The following is an 18,643-nucleotide window of genomic DNA, read 5'->3' on the forward strand; positions in this document are numbered from 1 at the left end:
TTTTTATTCTTGTTCATTATAATCTGGATATAAGAAATGATTATAAGGAAATCTGGTTACATGTATTTCTCTCACCTCATCGTATACACGCTTTTTAAAATCATCTAGATTTTGTTTATTTAATGCTGAAATAAATAAGGCATTATTTCCAACCCGATTCATCCATGTTTTTTTCCACTCTTGTAACGTATAATGTGCTTCTGTTCTTTCAATTTCAAGATTAGTTTCATCGAAAGGCTCAGGTTTATATGCATCAATTTTGTTAAAAACCATTATAGTTGGCTTGTCTGAGCTTTTTATTTCACCTAAAATCTTATTTACAGATTCTATATGATGCTCAAAATTAGGATGAGAAATATCTACAATATGAAGCAACAAATCGGCTTCACGAACTTCATCTAGAGTACTTTTAAAACTTTCTACCAATTGTGTAGGTAATTTTCTAATAAACCCTACCGTATCACTTAATAAAAAAGGTAAATTTTGAATAACCACTTTTCTAACTGTAGTATCTAAGGTAGCAAATAGTTTATTTTCAGCAAATACATCGCTTTTACTAATCACATTCATTAAAGTAGATTTTCCAACATTTGTATAACCCACCAAAGCTACTCGAACCATTTGTCCACGATTGCCACGTTGAACTGCCATTTGCTTATCTATGGTCTTAATTTTATCTTTTAAAAGTGCAATTTTATCTCTAACAATACGTCTATCTGTTTCAATCTCTGTTTCACCAGGTCCACGCATTCCAATTCCACCTTTCTGACGTTCTAAATGTGTCCACATACCTTTTAAACGAGGTAATAAATACTCGCATTGTGCTAATTCTACTTGGGTTCTAGCATAGCTTGTTTGTGCACGTTGTGCAAAAATATCTAGAATTAAATTCGTTCTATCTAATACTTTACATTCTAATATTTTACTAATATTTCGTTCTTGTGCTGCAGATAATTCGTCGTCAAAAATGGCAGTACCAATATCGTTTTCGCTAATAAATTTTCTAACATCTTCTATTTTACCAGTTCCAATAAAGGTTTTTGGATTTGACATATCCATTTTTTGTGTAAACCTTTTTATCACTTCTCCTCCTGCAGTATAAGTTAAGAACTCCAATTCATCTAAATATTCTTTAGACTTTTCTTCATTTTGTTCTTTTGTTACAACTCCTATTAAAACAGCTTTTTCTAATGCTATGTCTTTCTTTTCAATCATACTTAAAAATAAAGAACAAAGTTACATAATTGTAAGCATTTTAATTTTTATATTTTTGTTCTTTAATAGATTTTAATGAACTCCTCTAAAAAAGACTCTTCTATTTTTTTATCTCATACCATTGCATTTTACAATACTGAAAATTTGTTTGATATTTACGATAGTGAAAAAACTATAGATTCAGATTTAACACCAACTGCAGATAAAAGATGGACAGCTAAACGTTTTAGAAAAAAAATAAATAACATTGGATTTACAATTGCTAATATTGGTAAAGATGAAACCAACAAACATCCTGCATTAATTGGTCTAGCTGAAGTTGAAAATGGATCTGTTATCAATAATCTAATTTTATCCAGTCATTTAAAAAGTTATAATTATAATTACGTGCATTATAATTCTAAAGATGAACGTGGTATTGACGTTGCTTTAGTATTTGACCCTTCTGTTTTTAAAGTAGAATCTTCTCAACCTTTTTCTATAAAATTATTTAATAACGCTGGAAAACCAGATTACACAAGAGATATTCTATTAGTTACTGGAGTGTTGGAAGGAGTTAAAATACATATTATTTTAAATCATTGGTCTTCAAGAAGAGCAGGAACTAAAGAAACTGAACATAAACGTTTAGCTGCTTCAAATAAAGTAGGTGAAATTATTTCTAATTTAAAAAATACAGATAATCAATCAAAAATAATAGTCATGGGAGATTTTAACGAAGATCCTTTTAGTTATAATGTAAAACGTTTAGTTGATGGATTTCAATTATACAATCCTATGGAAAAACTTCGTTCTTATAGTAGAGGAACCTCCAATCACAATAGGCAATGGAATGTTTTTGACCAGATATTTTTTACTGATAATTTATTCAACCCTCAGGAGAGTTCTCTCCAATTTGAAAATGCTGATATTTTCGATGCAGATTTTCTAAAAAATCCTAGGGGTAAATATAAAGGAACACCTTTTAGAACTTATGTTGGAAAAAAATATCATGGCGGTTATAGCGACCATTTTCCTGTATACATTACCTTAAAAAAATAGTTTTTTATTAAACAGCCTGCCAAATAATTGCTGCTAATAATACACATGCAACTGGAAGCAACCAAAGCAGAAAAATAGAATAGTTTTGCGATTTAGTTTTTAGCATTTTTGCATTAAGTACTTTGCGCTTTCTTCCTGCATATTGCATCCAGTTTTTAAAAAATATAAAAATTGAAACCATAACAAATAACATCCATGCCTTATCTTGAGACATGGTTTCCATGTTCATCTGATTAAAAAATCCAGCGAAAAAAACACCTAATAAAAGCAAAATTGAACATTGTAAAATAGAAATATACATTGTTGCCAGCTGATTAGCTTTTTTACTTTTAGCATCTTTATAATACTTAAATACGTTAAAAAAGAGAGAATCGAAAAAGGTCATAATTTATATAAGGATTAGAATTAAAAAAACCTGCTAGAATTCTAGCAGGTTTTTTTATGAAATTATATTAATTTTTATTGACCAGTAATTGCAACATTATCTACTCTTAATGTCATGTTTTCGTTACTTGTATCACTTCCTGTATAAACAAAAGCTATATATGCTGTACCAGAATAAGATGATAAATCAATGTTTCCAGAATCTTTAAAACTATTCCAAGAATCTGAATCTATATCATAACTTGCAGTAAAAGCTAAAGCTGTCCAAGTTGAAGTGCTAATATTTGCAGGAACACCATCATAATCTGTAGAAACGTAAACTTCTAAAGGCTCATGTCCAGCATCTGGATAAGCATGTGCTGTTTGGAATGTTAAAGTTTCACCATCATATGAATCCATATCAACTCCTGGAGTAATTAACCAAGCAATATTGCTTGCATTTCCAGAACCAAAAGGATTAAACTCTGCATAACCATTTCCTTGATAAACCTCTTCTCTCCATACTCGAGAGCCAGCTTCTGCAAAATTAGTCCATCCTGGTAAGTCTAGATTTGTACCATCTATTGCGCTATCAAAAGTTTCTTGAAAAATAGTTTCATCTAAAGAGCATCTAGTTCCTTCCATATCTACATCTGCCACATCATTTAAAGCTAATATACGTGTACTACCATCAAAAGTTTTATTTACAATAGCTTTTATTGAACCGTTTCCAGTTGGTAATAAATATTCTTTAAAGTTAGCAAAAGAACTAGTCTCTAAAGATAAAGTTGAATAATTAGCACCATTACAAACCTGCATTATTCTTTGAGTATCAAAAACTTGAACAGGATCGAAATAACTTTCGCCATTTAAATCATCAGCAAATTCTACATTATCCACTTGAACAAAAACTCCTACTTGTTGATCTGTAAGTCCAGAAAAAGTAACCAATAAAGGAATAATTTCTTCAGTCACTTGAGAACGTAATAAATTTGTTCCTATTTGATTTTGATTTATTCTTGTTACAGTACCTCCATATTGGTCAAATTCAGTTCCTCCACCAATTGTGTATATTCCATTTCCTGTACGTTCTTCGCCAATAAATAATCCTTTTAAGCTTACATAAACTTCACGTCCTTTATTAAATTGATTATAAGAATCAACCTGTTCAAGGATAATTTTTAAAGCTCCTGTTGGGTTTTCTGGACTATCTTGAATAAAGAACTCTTTGAAGAAATTACCTGTTTGATCGCTAGAAGACACATATCCTTTTACATAAATATCATTTTCTACTTCAAAAGGAATAGCATCATCATTATCTCCATCATTATTAGGATCAGAGTTATATAGTGCTTTTACATAAGCCATATCAACTTCTGTTGCTGTTGCTAATAAATTATTTAATGCAGCATTTTCTTCATTCCCTAAACTATTAGGAACTGTATAATCGTCGTCTTGAACACAAGATACAATAGCGAAAGTCACTATCAATCCTAATATTACTTTTAAAAATTTATTTGTTTTCATGATAATAATTTTTAATTAATTTTTCTTTTTCTTTTTTTAGAATCTAAAGTTAACATTTACAAAATAAGTTGTACCACGTCCATACCAATATTTTGATCCGAACACAGGTTTATCGTTGCTTTTATCTGCTAATAGCTCTTCGTAATTTGCATTTCTTCCTTGTTCAAAACCACCTGTTTTATAAACTTCGTCTAACAGGTTATTAATACTAGCAAAGAAACCAATATAATAATCTCCGATTTTCCATGATTTTCCACCTGTAAGATTTACAACCATGTAACTATCAAATTCTTCTTGCTTTAATAACTCTCTAGCTACATCTGGATCATAATTATTATATGGTAATCCATCGCTATCTAAATAGAAATTTTCTGTTCTAGTTAATGGGCTAATGTCTACATAGGTATTTGAGAAAAAGTTAGCTGTTGCTCCAAACCACCAATAGTCAGGATCTCTATATTCAAAACCTACAGAATACGCTTGTTGTGGACCTCCAGCAACTTTATAATCTTTTAAATTAGAAGTAAAAGTGTCTGTTCTTCCTCCTATATCAACAAAACTAGATGAAGTTAAATATAAATTTGGGTTATTAGAATACGTATATTGACCTACAGAAGCTGCACCTTTTAATAAGATAGTTGGTGTTACTTGTGCTTCAATTCCTAATTCTCCACCAATATGTTGTTTATCTACACCTTGTAAAACTTCCTGAACAAAAGCAGAAGTTTCATTAAGTTGAACACTTGCATTAGTTAAACCATCTGCATAATAGAATGCAATTTCATTAGCATCTTCTATTTTAGAATAAAAACCAGTAAGTTTTGCTTTAACAATTGGAGATCTAAAAATATAGCTAATATCTGCAGAGGTTATTTTTTCTTCAGTAATACCATCAACTATGTTATTATTTTCTCTTGAGTTAGAATACGTGTTTCTAATAGAAGGTGCTTTTGTTATATATCCAGCATTAAAATCTATTAAATGTTTACCTGTAATTTTATAAGTTACTCCACCTTTAGCTCCAATTCCTGTAAAGGATAATTTTTTCCCTTTACCTGAAGAATCATCTGTAAGAACATTACCAGCATCATCTGTAGTAATATATGCTTCATTTTGCCATAAACCATCTCTTTGGTAAGTTGTATTTGTTAGGCTAGCCGACACAAAGAAGTCTACTTTGTTATATTTAAATTGCGCTTGAGCATATCCAGAAATAATATCGGAATTTATATTGTAATTGTATCTATATTTATCTCCTTCACCTAAAACTCTATCAGGGTTTTGATAATCGTATTGAAAACCATCAAAAGAATCTACATTTAAATATCCTACTGTAGAACCTAATAAATCGATAATTTCACCAAAGTTTTCAGACTTAAATCCTTTGTAAGTTACAGCAGCATTTAACATAATATTTTCGTTAAGCTCTGTATTAAAAATAGAATTAACCGATAATTGAGTATCATCACTTCTATCTTCATAAAGCACATAAGCACCATTTAATCCAACTGATGAATTAGTAACATTTGCATCTAAAATTCTGTACCAATCAATTTGACCATCGTTAATAAAATTCTGTTCAGCTTGATATGCACCTGCATAATCTGGTCCATCTGGATCTGCTAAGAAATAACTTGGTAATAATTGATAGTATGCTGGACTAGGATTAGCTCCTCCTCCATAATCTAAACGGCTGTTACCTATTTTACCAAATTGGTATCCTACATTCGTATTTAAACTAGTTTTACTATTAATATCCCAATAATGATTTAACATAAAAATTGGTTCTTCTACTTCTTTGATACGTGAATTTTTCTTTTCACCATCTAACCAACCCCAATACTCATTATATTTAATATCTCTTAAATCATAAACTTCTTGTGTATTTGGAGAAGATTTCCCTCTACGATTAGGTGTGTATATAGACGTAAAGTTTATGCTGTGTTTCTCATTAATAACTTTTTCAACTGAAGCAAAAAGTGAATTAGCATCATACAATGTAGCGTCTTGATATCCTTCATTTCCCCAACGTCTTGTTGCCATAAAAGTAAAAGCCCAACCTCCATCTAATAATCCTGAAGAGTAACTTCCCATTATTCTATTTGTATAACTTCTGTTTGATGAAGAATAGGTTACACGACCACCTTCTCTATATTGAGAAGCTCTAACGTTCATGTTAACTGTTCCTAAAACACCACCAAAGTTATAAGTAGAAGGGTGTAAGCCTGTAGTTAATTCTTGATTTCTAAGCACATCGTTTAACCCTCCCCAATCACTCCATTGTGGTCTACCATCGTACAGTTTATTCATTTCAATTCCGTTAATTAAAACAGAACCATTTTCTGAATCTAGACCTCTTACTTTAAAGAAAGATGAGCTAAACTCGAATGCTGCAGTACGTTGAAAAACATCTAATGAAGATTGTAGAAGTCCAGATATATTATCTAAACCACTATCATCATTATCAAGTTCGTCGTCTGTTAATGTAATTGTGTACAAACCTGCATCAGAAACATCTTTTGTTAAAGTCATATCTGTAATATTAACGGTTTGTCCTTCGTTAACTACAATTGGGTACCTCTTTGGATAATAACCGCTTTTAGAGATAATTAAAACTTGTTCTCCTACTGGAACTTTTTGCAGGAATTCAAATTCTCCTTTATCGTTAGTTTCTACTGAAATTACTGTACCTTCTATAGCTACAGTTACATTTGGAATTGGTTCAAAAGAAATAGCCTCTGTGACACTTCCCTTTACAACAGTTTCTTGACCTACCGCTGTAACAACTGAAAAAATACCAAAAAGAAAAATAAATAAACTTTTTTTCATACTTGAATTTATAGTTAATAGTTCTTTTTGCATTAAATAATAATTAATTAAAGCGTGCAAATTTACATTATTTATAATAAATATTTACTTTTGGCAGAAGTTTTGTATTAACATAACAATAACATAACAAATTGATTAGATGAAAAATTTGAAATTTTGGGTTTTAACCTTATTTATAGCATCATTATTAAACGTAAATGCTCAAGAAAAAAAGATTTTTAAAATCCATACCATTGCTTTTTATAATTTAGAAAACTTATTTGATACCATAAACGATCCGAATAAATTTGACGAAGCAAGTCCAATTATGGAGATGAAAGGAGATATACAAACGGTATATAAAAAGAAAGTGCATAATATGGCTCGTGTTTTATCTGATATTGGTGCAGATGTTACTAACAATTCTCCAGTTATAATAGGTGTTTCTGAAATTGAAAACAGAGAAGTAATGGAGGATGTTATTAATGATCCTTTGTTACTTGATAAAGATTATGGAATAGTGCATTACGATTCTCCAGATGCTAGAGGAATTGATGTAGGCTTATTTTATCAGAAAAAACTATTTACACCTTTATATACTAGTAGTCATGAATTAGTAATTTATGATGATGATTCTAGAGAACGTGTTTACACAAGAGATCAATTGCTTGTAAGTGGAAAACTTGAAGACGAAATGGTACATGTTATTGTTAATCACTGGCCTTCAAGGCGTGGTGGAGAAGCTAGAAGTAGACCAAAACGTGTTGCGGCAGCTAAATTGAACAAAAAAATTATTGACTCGTTACAAACTATAGATCCTTATGCTAAAATATTTATCATGGGTGACTTGAACGACGATCCTACAAATGCTAGTGTTAAGGAAGTTCTAAAAGCTGAAAAAGAAAAAGAAGATGTTGGTTTAAAAGGCATTTATAATCCAATGGAAAGTTTCTATAAAATGGGATTAGGTTCTAATGCATACAGAGATAGTTGGAGTTTATTCGATCAAATTATGGTTACCCAACCATTTCTTGAAAAAGATTATACTTCTTTTAGATTTTATAAAGCTGGAATATATAATAAAAACTATCTAGTAAATAAAAAAGGAAGGTGGAAAGGCTATCCCTTACGTAGTTTTGCAGATGGAGGCTTTACAGATGGTTTTAGCGACCACTTTCCTGTATATGTTTTTGTAATTAAAGAAATAAACTAAATATAAATAAAAAAAAGCGACTCAATGAGTCGCTTTTTTTTATTTAACTTATATAATATCTTATGCTAACCAAGTACTCCAAGGGATTCTTGATAAAACCAATACTAAAGCTATGGTATAAAACACAGCTAAAGTTTTAAATTTAGCTTCAGATAGCAATTTCTTTTTGTGTTTAGAATATCCAATAGTTATTAAAGCAATTGCTATAATGTTTACAAGTGGATGTTCTATTAAATACAATCTGTCTACAGAATTTTTCATAATTTCACCCATACCAGATTCGCTAAACAAACTAAATCTAGGTGATACAAAATATAGTATTAAACCTAACAATAATTGAATATGAGACACTATTAAGGTGAACAAAGCAATTCTAAAATCTTTTGCTTCATATTCTTTATTACCCGCTTTTCTTACTATGCTATTTACTACAGCAATTACTAAAATTATAAGCACTAAATATGCCCAATAAGAGTGAAGCATTTTTACCATGTTGTACATACTTTTATATATTTTATGATTAAAGAAACAAATGTAATAATTAAAATGCATAAAAAAACCTCTTCATATGAAGAGGTTTTTTGTGAAATATAATTTTTTAAAATACTAGAAGTTAAAACGGATACTTGTATTCCAAGTTCTTCCGTAACCAAAACGTCCTGTATTACTTGTATTAACACCTTTATAGTTTTCATCAGGGTTTGAAGAAGCAGCTGTGTTTCCATTTACAGATTCTAAATACACCTCATCAAATATGTTGTTAATATTAACACGGAATTGTAATGAGTTTCTATCATCTTTTCCTACTAACATTTTATAAGATAAACCTGCATCAACAGTATTGTATGATGGCATAGCAATTGTTGGTTCTGTTAAAGATCCTGTTGAATACATGTCATTATAGAAATTCCAGTTTGCATCTACACTAAATCTTGGTAAGAATTCGTAATCTGCTAAAATTCCTCCAGTTACTTGAGCAGCTCCACCCACATTAAATCCATCAATTTCTACTTCTAATTCACTACCAACTTCAGTTCCATCTTCATTAAATGTTCTTTGAGTTGCATTATCTTTATATTGCCAGTCTCCTAAAGAAATAAAACCATTAACTCTTAAATTGTGTAAAGGCTGTGTAAACACCTCTAACTCAACTCCCATGTGTACTTGTTTTACTCCAAAAGTTTGAAAGCTTAAGTAATCAACACCATCAAGACCATTATTTCCAACTAGAGTTCTGTTACCCCAAGTTGTATGGTATAAATTTAAGTTTGCTTGAATTCTTTCTCCTCCAAATTGATAACCAGCTTCAAAACCAGTAATTTCTTCATTTTCTATCTCAGGATCATACAATTCATTACTTCCTCTATCATCCACATATAATATGTCATGGAAAGGTTGACGAGAATAAAAACCTGCATTTACAAACACTTTATGCATATCTGTAATTTCGTAAGCAGCACCAGCTTTTAAGTTAAAGCCAATGTTATTTACTTTACTCCCTTCTTCTCCTTTACCAGGAGTCGAAGTGTTTAAAAACTCTGTTCTTACGTGAGATTGATTAGAAAGAGCTCCTTGAAAAAATGCAGATAATTGATCTTTAGAATACTCTAACTGTGTAAAGATTCCTGCATAGTTAATTTGCTCTTCGTAATCGTATCCAAAACGTTGTAGATGATCTGTGTTTGGGTCAAAGAACACAGTCCAAGGATTAATTCCACCTGCTTCAGCTAAGTAATATGTTTCTCCTCCACTATAACCTGAACTGTAACTTACTGAATCAATCGTCATGAATTCTCTTACATCTCTAAAGTGGATTCCGTTGTATAAACGTACATCTGCACCAACGTTAAAGTTTAAGTTTTCTGTTAATTGGTTGTTATAATTAGTTACTAAACCATACCAGTTGTGGTTGTTGTTAGAACCTCTTGCATAAGTAACTTCTCCATTAGAAGTTTGTGCTTGAGCAAAAGAACCTCTACCCATAGAGCCATATAAAACTGTTGAAAGTTCAGATTTATCATTAATCGTCCAATCCCAGCTTAAGTTAGCTACTGGTTTGTGGTAAATATTTCTACCACCTGGATACACGCCACCATGTAAATTGTTATCGCTATTTACTCCAGTAAAATTCCAAGAGTTATATCTTCTACCGTTGTCTAAAAAGTCTTGAATATCTCCACTTCCAGCAGCTGCATGCCATTGAGGCGCACCTGTTAACATAAAGTTAATTGCGTGATTATCGTTTGGTTGGTAACCTACAGAAATATAATAAGTTTGTCCTTGACCTTGTGTGTAGTTTACATATCCATCACCTTGCCAGTAACCAAATAGAGCTCCAAAAGACCATCCTTTTTCATTAACTCCAGTAGAATAATAAGCAGTTGATTTAATATAGTTATCGTTTCCAACCATTTGTTGAAAGAAACCACCTTCTTTTCTGTCGATAGTTTTAGTTACAATATTTACTGTTCCACCAACAGATGAAATAGCTAATTTTGAAGCTCCTAAACCACGTTGAACCTGAACAGCATTAGCAACATCTAATACACCAGACCAGTTAGACCAGTACATTTTACCATCTTCCATTCCATTAATTGGTTGTCCATTTAATAAGAAAGCTGTGTTTGTTTGATCAAAACCACGTAAATACAATTGTCCATCTCCAAAACCACCTGCTTGTACACTTTGTACAGAAGGAGTTGATTTTAAAACTTCTGGCAAATCTGAGTTACCAGCTTTTTCTCTAATTTGATTTGCAGTAATTGTAGAAACAGCCACTGGTGTTTTTCTGTCTTCTGCTAAATCGATAATACCACTACCAATAATAACAACTTCCTCTAAAGAATTATCTGAAGATAAAGTTACTTCACCAAGGCTAGTACTGCCACTAAATTTCACTACTACTTTACCATAACCTACATAAGAAATTTCAATTTCTCCTTCAGTAGATTCAGTAATTAAAGTAAAATAGCCATTGAAGTCTGAAGACACACCATTAGTTGTACCTTTCTCAATGATATTTGCACCAGGAAGTGGTGCATCCATTTCGGCATCCATAATTGTACCTGTTACGGTAGTCTGTGCCATTGAAAATGCAGTGAACATTAAAGTTACTGCTAAAAATAATAATCTTGTAATTTTTTTCATTGTATTAAAAAGATTTGTTTCTAAATTTTTTGCAAAATTACATTTAATTAATCGATAATTATTATGTAATTGTTAAGAATTTTAATACAATGAATTTAATTAATAATAGTGTAGCTGTGACTCTTCAATAAATAATTCTATTAACATGGTTTTCAACATGTTTTATGTTAAATTTTTATAATAATACAATAATTTAAGGGTGGAAGCGTCATGATTTGCAAAAGTGTTATTTTTCATTTTTTCTAAAATATTTCCAGCCAACTGTTTTCCTAATTCAACTCCAAATTGATCGAAACTAAAAATATTCCAGATAATACCTAGAACAAATATTTTGTGTTCGTATAAAGCAATCAGTTTTCCTAAACTTTCAGGTGTTAATTTTTTAATGAAAATAGTATTTGTTGGTTTGTTACCTTCAAAAACTTTATAAGCTAGTATTTTATTAATTTCTTCAGCAGAAAGACCTTGATCTTTAAGCTCATTTAAAACGTCTTCTTTAGATTTTCCATTTAAAAGCGCTTCGGTTTGAGCAATAAAATTTGATATTAATTTATCTTGATGCTCTTTGTTTCCGTGAAGACTCTCTACAAACCCAATAAAATCTGAAGGAATTAATTTAGTGCCTTGATGAATTAATTGAAAAAATGCATGTTGAGAATTTGAGCCTGGTTGTCCCCAGATAATAGAACCTGTTTGATAATTAATTGGGTTCCCATTTCTATCAATACTTTTCCCATTACTTTCCATAAAACTCTGTTGAAGATAGATGCTAAACCTATTTAAATATTGAGAGTAAGGAATGATAGCTTCTGTTTCAGATTTAAAGAAGTTATTGTACCAAACACTTATTAAAGCTAAAATTACTGGAATATTATTTTCTAATGCTTCAGATTTAAAATGCTTATCCATTTTATTAGCTCCTAAAAGAAGCTTATTAAAATTATCAAACCCAACAGAAAGACTAATTGAAAGTCCAACTGCACTCCACAGTGAAAATCTACCTCCAACCCAATCCCAAATTGGGAAAATGTTAGATTGGTTTATACCAAAACAGTTGGCGTCTTCGATATTTGTGGAAACAGCAACAAAGTGTTTTGAAACAGCCTCTTGGTTAGCAGATTTTAAAAACCATTCTTTAATAGTTTTTGCATTAGTAAGGGTTTCCTGAGTAGTAAAAGTTTTTGAGACAATTACAAAAAGTGTGGTTTCAGGGTTTAATTTTTTAATTACTTCATTAATATGATCTCCATCAATATTACTTACAAAATGTGTATTTAAGTGATTTTTGTAGAATTCTAAAGAGCTTACTACCATTGAAGGCCCTAAATCTGACCCACCAATACCAATATTTACAACATCTGTAAATGCCTTTCCTGTAAACCCTGTTTTAGAACCGCTTTCTATTTGATTGGTAAAGTTTTCAATTTTCTTTTTAACTTCTGAAATTTCAGGAATAATATTTTGTCCGTTTACAAGAATTTTTTCATTTTCTCCAGCTCTTAAAGCAGTATGTAATACAGCTCTATTTTCTGTTTCATTAATATTTTCACCTGAGAAATAGCAATCAATAGCTTCTTTTAATTTAACCTCTTGTGCTAATTGAAATAATAGACTTAAAGTTTCTTGGGTTATTCTGTTTTTAGAAAAGTCTATATAAAAATCTTCCCAAATAATAGAAAAATTATTTGCTCTATTTTCATCTAAAGCAAACATGTCTTTCATTTGAATGCTTTGAATCGATCGAAAATGTTCCTGAAGTTTTTTCCAGGCAACTGTAGATGTTGGATCAATCTTTGGTAGAGCCATGAAATTAATTTACCTGTGTAATTAATTTATTTGAAGGCTTTTTATCTCCTTCATATTTAATAGTATCTATCTGAACCTTTAAAGGAGCAATATATTCTAAATATTTAGCTTTTAAGTTTTTGGAAATTGGTTCTGCTTCTGGTAGTTTTTCTTTAAATGGATCTACCTGTTGCCCATTTTTCCAGAAACGATAACAAACATGTGGTCCTGAAGTATTTCCTGTCATACCAACCCAACCTATAACATCTCCTTGCTTTACATACTGACCAGCCTTTACGTTTTGTTTTTTCATATGAAGGTATTGAGTCTCATATGTTGAATTATGCTTAATTTTTACATAATTACCATTGCCTCTAGTATATGCAGATTTTGTTACTGTACCATTTGCAGTAGCGCGAATAGGCGTTCCAACATTTGCTGAAAAATCTGTTCCTTTATGTGGTCTGATTTTGTTACCATACAAAGCTATTCGCCTTCTTAGGTTATATCTAGACGATATTCGTTTATATTCAACAGGTGCTTTTAAAAAAGCACGACGTAAATTGTTGGCTTCTTCGTTAAAGTAATCTTTAAGTCCTTTGATACTATCTGTTTCAAACTCGAAAGCATAAAAGTCTTCTTTTTTATGTTCGAAAACTGCAGCTTTAATGTTGTCTATTCCTGCATAAATAGTATCATCTATATACTTGTCTGTATAAATAACTTTAAACCTATCTCCTTTTTGAAGTCTTGTAAAATCGATAGTCCAAGCATAAATATCTGACATTTTATATGCTAAAACAAAACTAATTCCTTGCTCGTCTAGAGTTTCAGAAATGTTACTAGTTATAACACCAGCCACTTCTTTCTCCACATATTTAATAGGTTTTCTACTAGTATATGCATGAATAGAATCTTGAAAATTTAATACTATATATTCTTCTCTGTTAGGTTGGTAAATAAAACATTTTGGTTCTTGCAACGTGTCTTTCGTGCAAAGAATGGTATAAGGTTTTCCTATTTGAAGTTTTCTAATATCAAAACTATCTCTTGCTTTTTCTGCAATTTGAAAAATTCTTGGGTAGCCTATTTTATTGCGCTGCATAATTTCGCCAAAACTATCTCCTGCACGAACCGTATCTCTTTTTACGTAAAAATCGTTTAGATTGAAGCCAAATTCGTAGATGTCTTCTGGTATTATTTCAGCTATTTCTTCTTCAATAATTTGGGGTTTATCTTCTTTGCAACTATTTAATCCTATAATAATTGCAAAAATAATTAAACATTTTTTCCCCAATCTTGTAATTCTTGTTTGGTCCATAATTCTGGAAAAAATATTCTTCTTTGATATTTTGGATGCATATATTTTACCCATTCACTTCCTCCTGTTGCTTCAGCTGTTTTTCCACCAATATTTAAATAGTGATTTGCTGTGTTATAATGTGCCATGACCCATTTTATATTTACGGTATAATCATAATGACGCATGGCTTTTACTAAATCTTGATTTTCTCTAACTTCCTGTGGTAATTCTTTAAACTTTGTCCACAGATTATTTGTGTTATAGAATTTGGCAAATCTAATAAATTCATCTTTGTAACGTTCTTCAAAAACTGTTAATAAATAGCTTTTTTTACCTGTTTCGTAATCTTTTCCAGCAGCTTGCCAATATAAATGATTAAATGCGTGTTCAAAAGACGTATTTCTATCAATTGTTTCTCTAAATCTATTATCTATTAAATTGATGAGTTCTGTAGAAGCTAATTCAATTTTTCTATATTGGGCACTTTGAAATCCACTAGCTGGAGTTAATGTATTTCTGAACTTATTGTATTGCTCTACTTCCATACCATCTTTCATAATTTCGAAAGAAGATGTAAGCATGTCGAAATATCTACTAACTCGCATCAATTTATTTGAAAAAAACTCAGGCTTAATATGAACTGTATTAGCTACCTGATCTATTTCCCAAAGTATCATTTTAAACAGCAATTCGTTGATTTGATGATACATGATAAATACCATTTCGTCAGGTAGTACTGTACGTTGCGTTTGAAGGTCTAAAAGCGCATCAGTTTGTATATAATCCCAATAATTTATGGGTTTACTATAAAGCATTCCTTTTAAATGCACATCCAGATCTTGTCCAATGGCATTAAATTTCTCTTTTAATTGGCTGGTTAATTCTTTGTCTAAATCCATTAATCTTCTACAACTATTTTAAATGGGTGTTTTAATCCTTTAAATGCGTCTAAATCTGCTCTTAAAGATCCAACAGCTAAATCTGCTTGGATACGTAAAGGTACTTTATTTTTATCATTTGAAACCCATAGGGTTAAGCTTTCTTCTTCTTTAAAGACTCTTCCTGCCATGACATAAGGTCTAAATTTTAAAGCTTTTATTTTTCCAAACTCGGTATCAATTAATTCTTTTCCTAAATATTTTAATTTAAACCCATAATTTTCTTCATCAAAGAACATATTTACATGTACTTCTCCACCAATTCTTAAATTTTTAATATCTAAATTATCTCTTAAATAGTAAAAAGTAGAAATCATATCTTGAATATTAGGCTCAGTATCAAAAACTGATTGCCTATTATGTTTTATATTATTAACATAAGCCTTATTTATATCTTGATCGAATGTAATTTCTATATTTTTAGTATGTCCTCCTTCATCAATATTTCGAATAAATTTATAAGGCACTATTTTTTGTTTGTCAAAATAACTTTCATATCTGTCTTCAACCTTAAAAAACCATTTAATAGCTCCTGTTGTCCAGCCTTTACCAACTACGTGATAAACAGGTTTGTTTTTATATATGGCATCTTTTACCGTAATAGTAGCTTCTCCAGCTTTTAAAAAACCACTATAGCTCATTTCAAAACGAAACCACTCTCCTGCACCAAATGAACTTTCATTTTGAGCAAAAAGAGGTTGCATTAAAAAAAATACTATAATATAAAGAAGTGTCTTATTCATATTTTATATATCTGTAATTGTAACTTATTGAATACATTTTTATTGCCTGTTTCCAATATTACAATTACCATTCCAAATGTATAAAACAAAAAAACTCTATCAAGAATTTTGTTAGAGTTTTTAGGCACTTATTTAGTTAAATTTTTGTTATAAAGTCCCTCTTAATTCTTGCTCTCTTTCTATAGACTCGAATAGAGCTTTAAAATTTCCGGCTCCAAAACCACGTGCTCCCATTCTTTGAATAATTTCGAAGAAAAGTGTAGGCCTGTCTTCAACAGGTTTAGTGAATATTTGTAAAAGATAACCTTCTTCATCTGCATCAATCATGATAGAGAGTTTTTGAAGCTCATTAATATCTTCTTTCATCATATCCATATGTACACCTAAACGTCTAGGAATATCATCGTAATAAGCTTGAGGTGGGGGAGGTAAAAATTCAACTCCTCTTGCTTTTAGTTGGGATACGGTTTTGATAATATCGTCTGTAGCCACAGCAATATGTTGTACTCCAGAATCTTCATAAAAGTCTAAATATTCTTCTATTTGAGATTTTTTTGCAGCCTTAGCTGGTTCGTTAATTGGAAACTTAATTCTTCCATTTCCATTACTCATTACTTTAGACATTAAGGCCGAATATTCTGTGTGTATTTGTTTGTCATCAAATGATAAAAAGTTTACAAACCCCATTACATCTTCATACCATTTAACCCATTTGTTCATTTGTCCCCAACCCACATTACCAACCATATGGTCTATATATTTTAAACCTAATGGCTCTGGATTATAATCGCTTTTCCATTCTCTAAATCCTGGCATAAATATGCCTTTATAGTTTTTACGTTCTACAAACATGTGAACCGTTTCTCCATAAGTATAAATTCCAGCTCGAACTACTTCACCATGCTCGTCTGTTTCAACTTTTGGTTCCATGTAAGATTTTGCTCCTCTCTTTGTGGTTTCTTCATATGCACTTCTAGCATCTTCTACCCAAAGAGCTACTACTTTTACGCCATCTCCATGTTTTACAATATGATTATTAATTGGAGATTTACTATTTAGTGGAGTTGTAAGCACTAATTTTATTTTGTCTTGTTTTAAGACATAACTTACTTCATCTCTAGATCCCGTTTCTAACCCTTTGTAAGCAAAAGATTGAAATCCGAAGGCTGTTTTATAAAAATGTGCTGATTGTTTTGCGTTGCCTACATAGAATTCTACATAGTCTGTACCTAATAATGGAAGAAAATCTTGAGCACCTTCAAATATTTTCTCTAATCCATAATCTACTGATTTTACTTCTTTACTCATTGTTTTCTGTTTTATTAAAGCCAAGATTTAAAATAATCTTCATCTGCTATTTTTAATGCTTCTTCTGTTACTTTAAGTGGTTTAAAAGTATCCACCATAACTGCTAATTCGTCTGTTTTAACTTTTCCTATGCTGCGTTCTGCAGCTCCAGGATGTGGCCCATGTGGTATTCCAGCAGGATGTAAGGAAATATGTCCTGCATCGATATCATTCCTGCTCATAAAATCACCATCTACATAATATAAAACCTCATCACTGTCTATATTGCTATGATTATATGGAGCTGGTATTGCTAATGGATGATAATCGTATAATCTAGGGACAAAACTACAAACTACAAATGCATCTGTTTCGAAAGTTTGATGTACTGGAGGTGGTTGATGAATTCGGCCTGTTATTGGTTCAAAATCGTGAATTGAAAATGCGTATGGATAGCTATAACCATCATACCCAACCACATCGAATGGATGTGAAGCATATACCATTTCAAACATATCGTCTTGTTTTTTAACTTTCATTAAAAAGTCTCCAGACTCGTTATATGTTTCTAATTCTTGTGGTTGACGAATATCTCTTTCGCAAAATGGTGAGTGTTCCAATAATTGCCCAAACCAATTTCTATATCTTTTAGGTGTATAAATTGGTCTTCTAGATTCTACAATAAATAATCTGTTGTCTTCTGTATCGAAATCTATTTTATAAATAATTCCTCTTGGGACTAGGAGATAATCTCCATATTTGAAGTTTAAATTTCCTAAATGTGTTCTTAGTTTTCCAGTGCCTTTATGGATAAAAATTAATTCATCTGCATCTGAGTTTTTATAAAAATAATCTGTAGTCGATTGTTTTGGTGCTGCAAGAATAATACTGCAATCACTATTGGTTAAAACTGTTTTTCTGCTTTCTAAATAATCGTTTTCTGGTTTAATTTGAAACCCTCTAAACCGATAGGATTGGATGCTGTTTTCCTTAGCTATTTTTGGGGCTACACAATATTGTTTATTAATAGACTTAACCTGTGTTGGTCTTTGTTCATGATATGAGTTAGTAGACATCCCATCGAAACCTATAGTGCCAAAAAGTTGTTCGCTATAAAGGCTGCCGTCTGGTTTTCTAAATTGTATATGTCTTTTAGGAGGTATGTTTCCTAGTTTATGATAAAATGGCATGTTTGTAAGTTTAAAAGTTTTAAGCTAAATAGTCTTATTTCTATAAAGTATTTAACTCTTTAAAATAATTAATATAAAGATAC

General features: G+C 30.9%; 14 protein-coding genes. 2 read left to right on the plus strand and 12 right to left on the minus strand.

All coding sequences use genetic code 11. The annotated features are described in order from the left end of the window. Nucleotides 1-3 precede the first annotated feature (3 nt). Nucleotides 4-1,215: a GTPase HflX gene (gene hflX / locus FVF61_RS00320; RefSeq protein WP_148452077.1), complete on the minus strand. Its 1,212-nt coding sequence runs from the start codon at nt 1,213-1,215 to the stop codon at nt 4-6. A gap of 75 nt (nt 1,216-1,290) precedes the next feature. Here hflX and FVF61_RS00325 point away from each other — a divergent pair, with 75 nt between their 5' ends. Continuing rightward, nucleotides 1,291-2,256, plus strand: a complete 966-nt coding sequence (locus FVF61_RS00325; protein WP_148452079.1) for an endonuclease/exonuclease/phosphatase family protein — start codon at nt 1,291-1,293, stop codon at nt 2,254-2,256. Between the two features lie 7 nt (nt 2,257-2,263). Here the strand turns inward: FVF61_RS00325 and FVF61_RS00330 are convergent, their stop codons facing one another. The 3 genes from FVF61_RS00330 to FVF61_RS00340 form a co-directional block, all read right to left on the minus strand. Then, nucleotides 2,264-2,641 (minus strand): hypothetical protein, encoded by a 378-nt coding sequence (locus FVF61_RS00330; RefSeq protein WP_148452081.1) that lies wholly within the window; start codon nt 2,639-2,641, stop codon nt 2,264-2,266. Between the two features lie 74 nt (nt 2,642-2,715). Continuing rightward, the gene (locus FVF61_RS00335) at nt 2,716-4,146 is read right to left on the minus strand and encodes a DUF5689 domain-containing protein (RefSeq protein WP_148452083.1); all 1,431 of its coding nucleotides are present in this window, start codon (nt 4,144-4,146) and stop codon (nt 2,716-2,718) included. Between the two features lie 36 nt (nt 4,147-4,182). Further along, a complete protein-coding gene (locus FVF61_RS00340) occupies nt 4,183-6,975 on the minus strand; it encodes a carboxypeptidase regulatory-like domain-containing protein (RefSeq protein ID WP_148452309.1) in 2,793 nt (930 codons plus the stop codon). A gap of 139 nt (nt 6,976-7,114) precedes the next feature. Here FVF61_RS00340 and FVF61_RS00345 point away from each other — a divergent pair, with 139 nt between their 5' ends. After that, nucleotides 7,115-8,167 (plus strand): endonuclease/exonuclease/phosphatase family protein, encoded by a 1,053-nt coding sequence (locus FVF61_RS00345; protein ID WP_148452085.1) that lies wholly within the window; start codon nt 7,115-7,117, stop codon nt 8,165-8,167. A gap of 60 nt (nt 8,168-8,227) precedes the next feature. On the opposite strand, the gene FVF61_RS00350 is transcribed toward FVF61_RS00345, so the two are convergent. From FVF61_RS00350 to FVF61_RS00385, 8 genes are all read right to left on the minus strand, one after another. Beyond that, the gene (locus FVF61_RS00350) at nt 8,228-8,668 is read right to left on the minus strand and encodes a hypothetical protein (protein ID WP_148452087.1); all 441 of its coding nucleotides are present in this window, start codon (nt 8,666-8,668) and stop codon (nt 8,228-8,230) included. A 105-nt stretch (nt 8,669-8,773) separates the two neighbouring features. Continuing rightward, nucleotides 8,774-11,314 carry a TonB-dependent receptor gene (locus FVF61_RS00355; protein ID WP_148452089.1) on the minus strand — a complete coding sequence of 847 codons (2,541 nt, stop codon included), beginning with the start codon at nt 11,312-11,314 and terminating at the stop codon, nt 8,774-8,776. Nucleotides 11,315-11,476: 162 nt separating this feature from the next. Beyond that, on the minus strand, nt 11,477-13,120 hold the full coding sequence (gene pgi / locus FVF61_RS00360) for a glucose-6-phosphate isomerase (RefSeq protein WP_148452091.1): 1,644 nt from the start codon (nt 13,118-13,120) through the stop codon (nt 11,477-11,479). A gap of 4 nt (nt 13,121-13,124) precedes the next feature. Next, nucleotides 13,125-14,420, minus strand: a complete 1,296-nt coding sequence (locus FVF61_RS00365) for a peptidoglycan DD-metalloendopeptidase family protein (RefSeq protein ID WP_199757237.1) — start codon at nt 14,418-14,420, stop codon at nt 13,125-13,127. Further along, the gene (locus tag FVF61_RS00370) at nt 14,378-15,301 is read right to left on the minus strand and encodes a tryptophan 2,3-dioxygenase family protein (RefSeq protein ID WP_148452093.1); all 924 of its coding nucleotides are present in this window, start codon (nt 15,299-15,301) and stop codon (nt 14,378-14,380) included. Before FVF61_RS00370 ends, FVF61_RS00365 begins: the two co-directional genes overlap by 43 nt. After that, a complete protein-coding gene (locus FVF61_RS00375; protein WP_148452095.1) occupies nt 15,301-16,083 on the minus strand; it encodes a DUF3108 domain-containing protein in 783 nt (260 codons plus the stop codon). The genes FVF61_RS00370 and FVF61_RS00375 overlap by 1 nt, the downstream gene beginning before the upstream one ends. Before the next feature lie 147 nt (nt 16,084-16,230). Continuing rightward, nucleotides 16,231-17,391 carry a 4-hydroxyphenylpyruvate dioxygenase gene (gene hppD, locus FVF61_RS00380; protein ID WP_148452097.1) on the minus strand — a complete coding sequence of 387 codons (1,161 nt, stop codon included), beginning with the start codon at nt 17,389-17,391 and terminating at the stop codon, nt 16,231-16,233. 14 nt (nt 17,392-17,405) lie between these two features. Beyond that, complete coding sequence (locus FVF61_RS00385; protein ID WP_148452099.1) at nt 17,406-18,560, minus strand: homogentisate 1,2-dioxygenase; 1,155 nt, start codon at nt 18,558-18,560, stop codon at nt 17,406-17,408. Nucleotides 18,561-18,643 lie beyond the last annotated feature (83 nt).

It is taken from the genome of Xanthomarina maritima, from assembly GCF_008084905.1.
Taxonomy (GTDB): domain Bacteria; phylum Bacteroidota; class Bacteroidia; order Flavobacteriales; family Flavobacteriaceae; genus Xanthomarina; species Xanthomarina maritima.